This window comes from Bartonella sp. LJL80 (genome assembly GCF_054871565.1).
The window spans coordinates 126954-138394 of the sequence record NZ_JBTXLM010000005.1 but is presented as its reverse complement, the minus strand read 5'-3'; the positions used below and the strand labels follow the sequence as shown (position 1 = coordinate 138394).

At 49.6% G+C, this 11441-nt stretch carries 10 protein-coding genes and 1 tRNA gene; 10 read left to right on the top strand and 1 reads right to left on the bottom strand.

Going from position 1 to position 11441, the window contains the following annotated elements:
* The first annotated feature begins 1 nt into the window (after nucleotide 1).
* Entirely contained in the window at nucleotides 2-649 is a 648-nt protein-coding gene (gene yihA / locus ACYSNS_RS09955; RefSeq protein WP_461723005.1) for a ribosome biogenesis GTP-binding protein YihA/YsxC, read from the top strand.
* 118 nt (nucleotides 650-767) lie between these two features.
* Here the strand turns inward: yihA and ACYSNS_RS09950 are convergent, their stop codons facing one another.
* Nucleotides 768-1574 (bottom strand): undecaprenyl-diphosphate phosphatase, encoded by an 807-nt coding sequence (locus tag ACYSNS_RS09950; protein ID WP_461723004.1) that lies wholly within the window; start codon nucleotides 1572-1574, stop codon nucleotides 768-770.
* 138 nt (nucleotides 1575-1712) lie between these two features.
* Between ACYSNS_RS09950 and ACYSNS_RS09945 the strand changes: the two genes are divergently transcribed.
* The 9 genes from ACYSNS_RS09945 to ACYSNS_RS09905 all read left to right on the top strand — a co-directional run bounded on the left by ACYSNS_RS09945 (nucleotide 1713) and on the right by ACYSNS_RS09905 (nucleotide 11435).
* Nucleotides 1713-2405, top strand: a complete 693-nt coding sequence (locus ACYSNS_RS09945; protein ID WP_461723003.1) for a glutathione S-transferase family protein — start codon at nucleotides 1713-1715, stop codon at nucleotides 2403-2405.
* A complete protein-coding gene (queG, locus tag ACYSNS_RS09940; protein WP_461723002.1) occupies nucleotides 2350-3531 on the top strand; it encodes a tRNA epoxyqueuosine(34) reductase QueG in 1182 nt (393 codons plus the stop codon). Before ACYSNS_RS09945 ends, queG begins: the two co-directional genes overlap by 56 nt.
* Complete coding sequence (locus tag ACYSNS_RS09935; RefSeq protein WP_461723001.1) at nucleotides 3519-4373, top strand: SDR family oxidoreductase; 855 nt, start codon at nucleotides 3519-3521, stop codon at nucleotides 4371-4373. Before queG ends, ACYSNS_RS09935 begins: the two co-directional genes overlap by 13 nt.
* A gap of 17 nt (nucleotides 4374-4390) precedes the next feature.
* Complete coding sequence (gene mepA, locus ACYSNS_RS09930) at nucleotides 4391-5296, top strand: penicillin-insensitive murein endopeptidase (protein ID WP_461723000.1); 906 nt, start codon at nucleotides 4391-4393, stop codon at nucleotides 5294-5296.
* 13 nt (nucleotides 5297-5309) lie between these two features.
* The gene (gene glk, locus ACYSNS_RS09925) at nucleotides 5310-6329 is read left to right on the top strand and encodes a glucokinase (protein WP_461722999.1); all 1020 of its coding nucleotides are present in this window, start codon (nucleotides 5310-5312) and stop codon (nucleotides 6327-6329) included.
* 191 nt (nucleotides 6330-6520) lie between these two features.
* Nucleotides 6521-9526: a hypothetical protein gene (locus ACYSNS_RS09920; RefSeq protein WP_461722998.1), complete on the top strand. Its 3006-nt coding sequence runs from the start codon at nucleotides 6521-6523 to the stop codon at nucleotides 9524-9526.
* A 253-nt stretch (nucleotides 9527-9779) separates the two neighbouring features.
* On the top strand, nucleotides 9780-10586 hold the full coding sequence (gene dapB, locus ACYSNS_RS09915; protein WP_461722997.1) for a 4-hydroxy-tetrahydrodipicolinate reductase: 807 nt from the start codon (nucleotides 9780-9782) through the stop codon (nucleotides 10584-10586).
* 36 nt (nucleotides 10587-10622) lie between these two features.
* On the top strand, nucleotides 10623-11243 hold the full coding sequence (locus ACYSNS_RS09910) for a 2,3-bisphosphoglycerate-dependent phosphoglycerate mutase (protein WP_461722996.1): 621 nt from the start codon (nucleotides 10623-10625) through the stop codon (nucleotides 11241-11243).
* Nucleotides 11244-11350: 107 nt separating this feature from the next.
* Nucleotides 11351-11435 (top strand) — tRNA-Leu (locus tag ACYSNS_RS09905).
* The last annotated feature ends 6 nt before the right edge of the window (nucleotides 11436-11441 follow it).

Here is an 11441-nt window from a genome sequence, read left to right as displayed (position 1 = left end):
GGTGACAAACAGTCCTGCACGCGCGGGACTTTTTGCCCGCAACTGGGTTTTCATCCGCGGTGTACCGGCGATGAAATTTCTTCCTCCCGAAGGCCCGCCGGAAATCGCCTTTGCTGGGCGTTCCAATGTTGGCAAATCGTCTTTGATCAATGCGCTTGTCGGCCATAAAGGGCTGGCACGTACCTCCAACACACCCGGCCGTACACAGGAATTGAATTATTTCGTTCCCGATGGCTTCAGTGGTGAGGTTGACGATATGCCGCCTATGGCTTTGGTGGATATGCCGGGCTACGGCTTTGCAGAAGCACCCAAGGCACAGGTAGATGCATGGACGCGTTTGGTATTCGATTATCTGCGCGGCCGCACGACATTGAAACGCGTTTACGTCTTGATTGATTCACGCCATGGAATCAAAAAAAACGATTCTGATGTTTTGGATCTTTTGGACAAGGCCGCTGTTTCTTATCAGATCGTTTTGACCAAGGGCGACAAGATCAAGCCCTCACAGCTTGAAAAACTGATAGAGACAACACGTTTGGCTATCCTTAAGCGTCCGGCGGCATTTCCGGAGCTTCTGGCGACATCATCGGAAAAAGGTTTTGGATTGGAACAGTTGCGCGCAGCAATTTTACAGGTCATTACCGAATAAGATTTACGACGGCTCCATTGTATTGCCTAAAAAACCTACAATGGACAACAGATTTCACCAATGGGCATATTGGTATGGCCTGCACCATTATTTGTGATGCAGACCTGTCATTTTCTGATCATCCCCAGATGAACAAAGCAGCCAAGCCGACGAAGCCGACAACCAACCGCCACCAAGCGAAGAAACTGTAACCATGGCTTGATACATAGTCGAGAAGTCTGCGTACAACAAAAACACCCGAAATGAAGGCGACGATAAAACCGATCGCAATGGATGCACCGTCATCCCATGTCAAAACCTTGTAGTTTTTTAAAAGATCATAAGCGAAGGCACCCAACATCGTCGGCATTGCAAGAAAAAAGGAAAACTCCGCAGCCGAGCGTTTGTCGGCGCCCATAAGAAGCGCCCCGACAATCGTCGAACCAGAACGCGAGACGCCCGGTATCATCGCGACACACTGGCAAAGACCAATCTTGAAGCACATTGACAATGGATATCGCGTTGCATCGTGGTAGCGCGGTTTCAAGGGAAGCCTATCGACCCACAATAGAATAAACCCGCCGATGATCAGCGAAAGGCAGATCGTTTTGGGTGATTCCAACAAAACAGACTTGATAAATCCGTGTGCGAACACACCTATAACCACGGCTGGAAGAAAAGCGATCAGCACACCGATGACGAAGCGGCGCGCAGCAGGATCATGTGGGATTGCCGATGCAATACGGGTCAGTTTAGCCGAATAAACGGTCAGGATTGCAAGGATTGCACCAAGCTGGATAAGAATTTCAAACGTATTATTGGTAGAATGGAACCCCAGAAAATGGCCCGACAAAACCAGATGGCCGGTAGAGGACACCGGAATAAACTCTGTCAGTCCTTCAATCAATCCAAGGATTGCTGACTTGAATAGTTGCGCAAATTCCATAATGGCTCCACTTTCTTCCATTAACACGTGGTTAAGCATGGCTATGGCATGTTCGCCCTAGTGACGCTCCGTTTCTTGTCCTTAGCGCCAATGGGCTTTATAAGACGTTAAACTAGAAATTCCATCATTGAGTAAGCCATGCTGACGCTTTTTCATCATCCGATGTCTTCCGCCTCCCGTTTTACACGGCTTATTTTAAACGAATATGGCGTGGCGACCAACCTTATTGAAGAACATGAATGGGCACGCCGCCGCGAGTTTCTGGTGCTCAATCCGGCGGGAAGCCTGCCGGTCTTGTTGGCAGAACGGGAAATCCCCCTTTGTGGCGCTTATGTCATCTATGAATATCTGGATGAAACAAGGGGCAGCCTGCGCAGGGACCAACGTTTTTTCCCGGAAAATCCGTTGGAGCGTGCGGAAGTGCGCCGTTTGACCGATTGGTTCTTGGGCAAGTTCGAAAGTGAAGTGACACGGCATATCGTTCGCGAACGAATTTACAAGCGTGAAATGCCGCTTGCAATGGGGGGCGGCGCCCCCGATTCTCAAACATTGCGTAACGCCCGCGCCAATATTCGCCCCCATATGAAATATTTGAACTGGCTTGCCGCTTCCCGTGATTGGCTTTCTGGAACATCGATTTCCTATGCCGACCTTGCAGCAGCTGCATCGCTCTCAGTCCTCGACTTTATGGGCGAAGTAGAGTGGACACAGTTTCCCGCAGCCCGTGACTGGTATATGCGGATAAAGTCACGTCCGGCTTTCAGGCCTTTGCTGAATGACCGTATCAGGGGACTTGCCCCCAGTGCCCACTATGCCGATCTTGACTTCTGAGCACCAGCTAAGGCTGAAATCCTTTCTGCAAGACGAAGCAAAAGCGCAAGGCTTTGATGCAATCGCCATAACCGATAGATATAGTGACAATGCGGGCGTCCGCTTGCTTGATGCTCTGGATCTCGGATATCATGGAACCATGGAATGGATGAGCGAAACGGCACAACGACGTATTGCTTTGACAAACCTATGGCCAGAAGCCAAATCGGTGATTGTATTGGCGATGAACTACGGGCCTGAGATTGACCCGCGTGAAAACCCTGTTCCTGATGCGTGCGGCAATATATCCGTCTATGCCCGGCACCGCGATTATCATGACGTTATCAAGGGGCGGCTAAAGCATATTGCCTCGCGTTTTGCCGCCCGTGCTAAAGCCGATGTCAAGGTTTTTGTCGACACCGCCCCGGTTATGGAAAAACCATTGGCACAGGCTGCCGGTCTTGGCTGGCAGGGGAAACATACCAATCTCGTCAGTCGCGATTTCGGTTCGTGGTTGTTTCTAGGTTCGATTTTTACCAATATCGACCTTCCCTATGACCATCGCGATCATGACCGTTGCGGTTCCTGCCATGCATGCATGTCTGCTTGTCCGACACAAGCTTTTCCTGCTCCTTATCAGCTGGATGCACGCCGCTGTATTTCCTACCTCACGATCGAGCTGAAAGAACAGATACCGGAGGAATTCAGAAAACCGATCGGAAACCACATTTATGGTTGCGATGATTGTCTGGCGGCTTGCCCTTGGAACAAATTTGCCCGCCAAACCCATGAAATGAAATTAAAAGCGCGTGCTGATCTGCTCGCCCCTCCCCTTGCAGATTTGCTTGAGCTTGACGATCCAGCATTTCGAACATTTTTCACCGCTTCCCCGGTCAAAAGGATAGGACGCGACAGGTTCATTCGCAATTGCCTGATTGCAGCTGGAAATAGCGGCGACATCACGCTGCTCAATAAGATCGAACAATTGTTGCAAGATCCAAATCCATTGGTGTCCGGCATGGCGGTGTGGGCGATCAGGCAGTTGACATCAACCGAATATGTCATGACATTACGACAACGCTATGCCACACTGCACACGGATCCAATAGTCGTCGCGGAATGGGAGATGGCATTATGCGCTTCATGATTTTTGGTGCCGGTTTCAGTGCCCGCGCCTTTGCAAAGCAATCGGACGCCCTGATCTATGGCACGACGCGCAGTGAAAGCAAGTTTCCTGCTCTTGCCGAAGCCGGCATCAAGCCTTTGCTTTTTTCGCAACCGACAGCGTCTACCGACTTGCTTGATCAGTTGTCCGAAACCACCCATCTTGTTATATTGATTGCACCCGACGGCAATGGCGATTGCGTACTCAACCAACCTGCATTGCTTGCTGCAATGAAAAAGCTTGAATGGATTGGCTATTTATCGACGATCGGTGTTTATGGCGATCATCAGGGGCAGTGGATTGACGAGAATGCGATTTGCCGTCCTGCTTTGCTGCGCAATCAAATGCGCCTGAATGTCGAAACGGAATGGATACAATTTGCCAAACCCAGGGACATTCCCATAGCGATATTACGATTGGCCGGAATTTATGGTCCGGGCCGCAATGCCTTCATAAAACTTCAACAAGGCAAAGCACATCGCATCATCAAACCGGGACAGGTTTTCAACCGCATCCATAGCGATGACATTGCTGGCGTTATTGACCAATTTGCCAAAGCCAGACAAAGCGGCATCTTCAATCTTTCCGATAATGAACCGGCACCGCCACAAGACGTCATCAGCTACGCTGCGCATCTGATGGGCGTAGAAGCACCGGAGGAAATACCTTTTGAAGAAGCTCAGCTTTCCGAGATGGCGCGATCATTTTACGGTGACAATAAAAAGATTTCCAATCAAAAACTTTTAAAAACCGGCTATAGATTAAAACACCCCGATTATCGCACCGCACTGGATACAATGTGGCTGACGGATAATTGGCAATGATGCTGGAGGATAAGCCAATGGCTGGAGCATTGACGACTATAAGAAAATCGGCAGCTATCCTACTCGCTGGCTTGTTCCTGTCCACGGCGGCCGCATTGGCAGATGAGCCCGCAAAGCAGGCCTTTGGTCATGTTGAACGGCCCTCCGCCACAGCCGCGCAATCTATCGGCTTTTATTCCAAGGGTTGCCTGGCCGGCGCACAGCCACTGCCTATTGATGGGCCAAACTGGCAAGTCATGCGGCTATCACGCAACCGCAACTGGGGTCATCCGGCGATGATCCAGTTTCTTGAACAATTATCTCGGGATGCTGCCAAGGACGGCTGGCCGGGATTATTGATCGGCGATATTTCGCAACCGCGCGGCGGCCCGATGCTTAACGGCCATGCATCCCATCAGGTAGGATTGGATGCAGATATCTGGCTCACTCCGATGCCGGACCATCGTCTGACGCGTGAAGAGCGCGAGACAATGCAGGGCATTTCCATGTTAAAACCCAACTCACTTTATGCCGATCCTAAAAAGTGGACCCCTGCCCGCACCGCACTTATCAAAAACGCCGCAACCAATCCGCAGGTAGAACGTATTTTCGTGCATCCGGGTATCAAGAAACAACTTTGTGAAACGGTCAAAGGTGACCGCGCTTGGCTTGGCAAAGTGCGCCCCTATTATGGGCATTTCTGGCATTTTCATATTCGCATAAAATGTCAGCCGGGTTCGGCCAATTGTAAACCGCAGGCCGCCGTCGCTCCCGGTGATGGCTGCGATAAGAGCCTTGCATGGTGGTTTACCAGTGAACCATGGGCACCTGCAAAGCCTCCCAAAAAGACGACCACCCCGCCTAAAAAACCGCGTGAGGTTATGGTATCTGACTTGCCGCAAGCCTGCGCCGCTGTGCTTGCTGCACCCGATCGCCAACCATAAGCGAGGATGAGAGATGCGTGACATGCCTTTGAATTTTCCGGTCTTAATCGGCGATATTGGCGGTACGAATGCACGCTTCTCGATCATCCCGAATGCGGTTGATAAAGAACAGAGTTTTTCCAATCTTGCCGTTGCCGACTTCCCATCAATCAATGCGGCAATCGCTCAAGAGATACTTTCAGCTAGCAAAGTCAAACCAAAATCGCTGCTCTTGGCCATAGCCGGGCCCGTTGATGGCAGCGAAATAGCCATGACCAACTCGCATTGGACAATCAAACCCCAAGAGCTGATTGAAGAGCTCGGTTTTCAGCAGGTATTTGTCATCAACGATTTCGAAGCACAGGCATTGGCCACGACGGCCCTCGCGGAAAAATATCTTCAGCCTATCGGCGAAGTAAAACCGGTCATGGAGGCGACAAAGGTTATTCTTGGCCCTGGAACCGGCCTTGGCGTTGCGGGCCTTATTCATCTTGACGACCAGTTCATTCCTTTCCCCGGCGAAGGTGGTCACGTTGACTTTGCGCCGCAGAGTGCACGCGATTTAGCCTTGCTTCCCTACCTTAAAAAAGGCAGTGAACGCGTCAGTGCTGAAGAGTTATTAAGCGGCCGCGGTCTGGTGAATATCTATAACGCCATTTGCAAAGTTGATGGTAAGATGGCGGACTTTAGCACCCCCGACGCCATCACTGCGGCAGCGCTTGAAACAGCTCATCGGCAAGCCCATGAAACGGTTGTCTATTTTCTCACCTATCTTGCACGTTTGGCTGGTGATTTTGCACTTACATTTAAAGCGCTTGGTGGGGTCTATATTGGAGGCGGCATTACTCCTAAACTTGCCAATGTCATCAATCATAGAGAATTTCGCAATATTTTCGAAAATAAATCTCCTCATCAAGATGTTTTAAAAAAAACGGCGACTGTCATCATGACACATCCACGCGCTGCTCTTGTTGGTATGGATAGTTACGTTCGTCATCCCGAGCGTTATCTTTTAGATAAGACCGACCGTTTCTGGACGTCCCATTCAAGCTAAAAATCCAAAAAATAGCAAAAATGTCACACTGGGCTTTTTAAAATGTCTTGGCAAAAGCGTTTTGCCAATATGATTTCATGGCCCGTCTTGCGTCTTGGTTGCATATATCCTGGCGTGCAACCCAGTTTGTAGAGCTGACAGTTTTATTAAGGAAATTGTCATTTTTTGTATCTTTTTATGCGGGGATTCAGATGAATTTGGTCGTTGGTTTTCATTTCAAAAATTCCACCTCTATGCTTGCAATTGCAGCGACCATAGGTGGCCTCTTGGCAAACGTTGCGCTGGTTCAATCCTCACATGCGGAAACTTTGTATGACGGTACCAACACAAACTTGTTGCAATATGACCCTACAGGATCATCAAACAATTATAAGCGCTTTATATCGACTATTAGCCAATCGAATATTGCAATTACCATCGACGGCACGACGGCTGATGGAAAAAATGGGCAATGGAATACTACAGGATCGATCAATGCACCTTATGTCGTTTATGGCGGCATAGCCATCCAATCTTATACACTGAATGGAAATGGTGCGGATGGCGACAATATATCAAACAATAAAGTCATCATACGCAACGTTGCCTATAGCTGGAGCGGTCAAAATGCTCCTAATGCAATTAATCGCGGCCGTTTGGGTGGTGTTGGAGGCGGCACAGCAATTGGCGGTGTAAGTGTCGGCTCAGAGGGTCCTGACGATAGTTCGAGCGGTGCAGGCAATGGTGGCAATGGTGGCGATGTTTTCAATAATAAGGTTTCGTTATCAGATACGGCATTGGTCGGCGCAAATGGTGGTTCGGGCGGAACGGGCGGCGAACTGTCTGCCGGCCATACTATTGGTGGCGGAGGCCTTGGGGGATTGGGCGGCGCTACCATCTTAGGTGGCTTGAGTTTAGGTGGGGCCAATAAGACGAATAGTGGTAATGGCAATGGTGGAGATGGCGGGAATGTTTATGACAACGTAATAAGTTTGAAAAATGTATCGCTACGAGGTGGTGAAGGCGGCAACGGCGGTAGCAGCGGCGATAGTCAAAGCGGCGGCGGTGTCGGCGGTATGGGGGGCGGTTCCGTATTCGGCGGCGCCAGTATTGGTGGTGCTGGAGGCATTATGGACGGCGGCTATGGTCAAGCGGTCTATAACAATACGATTACCCTGACAAACTCTATTCTCCAAGGTGGAATTGGCGGAAAAGGCGGGACCTCAAGCTTCGATGGCGGTTCTGGAGCAGGTGGTATGGGTGGCGGTTCGGTAGTCGGCGGGCTTAGTATTGCAGGTGCCGGCGGCCTTGGAGCATATGGAAGCAGAAATGGCGGCGACGTCTATCAAAATACAATAATCCTTAAAGATGTTACACTGATTGGAGCCAATGGTGGTCTAGGCGGCGACGTAGGAACTTATGCAGGGAAAGGCGCCGATGGTTTGTTGGGCGGTTCCGTTTATGGTGGTGTCAGTGTCGGTGGCGCTAGTGGCGATGGCGATGGCAGAGGCAGTGTCGGCGGAAGCGGTGGTAAAGTATCTAACAACAAAATCAAGATTTCCGGCGCCTCATTTTTCTCAGGCAACGTGTATGGGGGCTATAGTTTGGGAAGTAGTGTCGGTGATGGCGGCCAGCAGGGCGTCGGCGGGATTGTCACCGGTAATACGATAACGCTCGAAGGTGATCAAATAAAAATCGGCACACGTGACAGCAGCAACAACATGACCTCCTTTGGAGCAGTTTATGGTGGTTATAGCGTCAATGGTGATGGCTCATTGAGCAGTGCGGACGTTTTTACCGGCAACACACTGAATCTGTTAGGCTATCGCGGAACTGTTTCTGGTATCTACAATTTTGAGACCTATAATTGGACATTGCCAAGTGATGTGAAGAATGGCGATGTGCTTGTGACAATCGCCAATAGCGGTGCCGCCGTTGATCTCACCAATACCAAACACACGGTAGCCGATATGGCTACTGATGGTAATCGCCTTAACACTGGCGATACGGTTACCATGATCAACAAGACACAAGGCAACCTTGCTTCACAGAGTTACACTATTAAACAAGGCAATTTCGTCATCTACGGTGCAACACTGGCACAGCAGAATAGTGGCGATAGAGCACTCACTTTGACAGTGGATAGCAAAAACGGTTCAACTGTTGGAAACGGGGTCAACGGTAAAGGTTCAGCAGCGAAGTTGAATCCACAATCGAAATCTTATTCAGAAGGCCGTGCGGCAGCGCTTGGCTTTGTCAATCAGGGCAGCGACCTGATCAGCAGTCAACTTGGTGATATTCGTTTGCAGGTTTCATCGCAAGGTACAGGCAATAGCCCTGCCCTCATACCGTTCATGATCGCCAATGGTTCATCGCAGCGTTATAAGACAGGCAGCCATGTGGATATTGACGGCTTCAACATGGCGGTCGGTCTTGCCACAGGCTTCGACTTTGCAGCAGGTCACAAGGCAACAGTGGGCGCCTTCTTTGAATATGGCCGTGGCACCTATGATACCTATAACAGCTTTACCAACTTTGCCTCTGTGCATGGTGATGGTGATAGCAACTATAAGGGTGGTGGCATCTTCGGTCGTATTGACTTTGCAGGCACCGGTCTTGGCCGTGTGCGCCAGCTTGCCGCCGATCAGGCCGATGGTCTTTATGTGGAAGCCTCGCTTCGTGCCGGTCGCGCCAAGAGTGAATTCGATGTCGGGCGCAATGCCGATGTACTGGGTAATTTCACCGGTGCCTATCGTGGTTCTTATGATAGTTCAGTGACCTATTATGGTGGCCATGTTGCCGGTGGCTATGTGTTCAACTTCGATGAAAGACAGGCGCTTGATGTCTATGGTCGTTATCTATGGACGCATATGGATGGTGATGATGTTTCTGTCGCCAATGAGCCGCTTCACTTTGACAGCTCGTTGAGTTCACGCATTCAGCTTGGTGGCCGTTATGCTTATGCCTATAGCGAACAGTTCAAGCCTTACATTGGTGCTGTCTATGAATATGAGTTTGATGGCGAGGTGAAGGCGAAGGCGTATGAGTTCAATCTCGACCGTCCATCATTGGAGGGCAGCACGGGTATTTTCGAGGCTGGCTTCAGCCTTCAGCCGATTGCCAGCAACAAGGCGTTGAGCCTTGATGTCAACGGACAGGCCTATGCTGGACAACGCCAAGGTAGTGGGGGCGGTATCAAGCTCAAATACCAGTTCTAAACCGGTTCTTTGGATTAACAGAAGAACTGCGATCTAGTACCATAACAAATAAAACAACGCATCAAATTCCTCTATCGTCGGTGCGTTGTTTGCCGTCTAAAAGACACACCATCATTTCCGCCATATCTTGCAAGCGATTTTCATAGATTCATAGCGAAAAATAAAACCAGTATTTTCATAGTAATAAAAAAGTTTTTGCGACAGCAAAATTTCACTGTAATGATACCGTCATCATTATTTGCAGGAGAAAATTATGCGGTTGGCAGTCGTGGGCGCAAATGGAAAAATGGGATGCGAGCTTATCGCTGCAATACAGCGAATTGAGGGTGCAGAACTATCCGCAGCTATTGTCCGTAAAGGCTCGCCGCTTGTCGGCCAAGATGCCGGAAACCTCGTTGGGGTGGAGGTTTGCGGAATCAAAATAACCGATGATCCTTTGGCTGCTTTTGCTACGTCAGAAGGCGTGCTTGACTTTACCTTACCGGAAGCCAGCGTTACTTACGCAGGCTATGCCGCACAAGCGCGAATTGTCCATGTTATAGGCACAACAGGCTTCAATGATGATGAGGAGCGCAAAATTGCAGCAGCAGCAGCGCATGCTACTATTGTGAAATCAGGCAATATGAGCCTTGGCGTAAATCTCTTAGTTGGTTTGGTCAAAAAAGCATCCAAAGCACTTAACGCTGCAGATTATGATATCGAAATATGTGAAATGCATCACCGAAGAAAAGTCGATGCACCATCTGGAACAGCACTTTTACTGGGTGAAGCCGCCGCAGAAGGCAGAAATGTCGACCTGAACGCGGTGAAGGTAAGTGGGCGTGATGGCTTCACAGGCGCGCGAAAGAGTGGCTCAATTGGCTTTTCGGCATTGCGGGGCGGAACAGTTATAGGAGATCATTCTGTGATCTTTGCTGGTGAAAATGAGCGGATCGTCTTGTCGCATTTGGCACAAGAGCGTTCAATATTTGCGGACGGAGCTGTCAAAGCTGCGTTATGGGCTCAAAAGCAAGATAAAGGCCTCTATTCAATGCTCGACGTCCTGGGCCTGAACGATTAAAACATCATAAAGCTATAAGCCGATAAGGAGAACAGAATGTCGCGCATATTGGTATTAGTACGCCACGGTCAAAGTGAGTGGAATTTAAAAAACCTGTTCACGGGTTGGAAGGATCCTGACCTTACTGAAAAAGGTCATGAAGAAGCAATTTCTGCTGGAAAAAAGTTGAAGGCACAAGGGCTTAAATTTGATATCGCCTACACGTCCGCATTACACCGCGCTCAAACTACGTGCCAGCATATACTTGATGAGATGGGACAACCCGATCTCAAGACCATCAAAGACCAAGCCCTCAATGAGCGTGATTACGGCGATTTGTCGGGGCTAAATAAGGATGATGCCCGTAAAAAATGGGGTGAAGAGCAAGTCCATATTTGGCGGCGCTCCTATGATGTGCCGCCACCCGGCGGAGAAAGTTTGCGTGATACCGGCGCGCGTGTTTGGCCTTATTACATGTACAATATCCAACCGCATGTTTTGCGTGGGCAAACTGTGCTTGTTGCCGCCCATGGAAATTCCTTGCGGGCACTGATTATGGCATTAGAAGGACTGAGCGGTGAAGAGATTGTGAAACAAGAGCTCGCAACAGGAGTCCCGATCGTTTACGAACTTAACGCGGATTCAACGATTGCCCATAAAAAAGTTTTAGACAATTAAATGGTTTGAAGCCGGATCAACAATTGATCCGGCTTTTCGACATTTAGGATGAATTATCTACGAATGCGATTGACAGAATTGATTGTTCAGATTAGATGAAGCCCGTTGCCCAGGTGGCGGAATTGGTAGACGCGCAGGTTTCAGGTATCTGTGCTGCAAGGCGTGGAGGTTCGAGTCCTCTTCTGGGCACCATCCCCG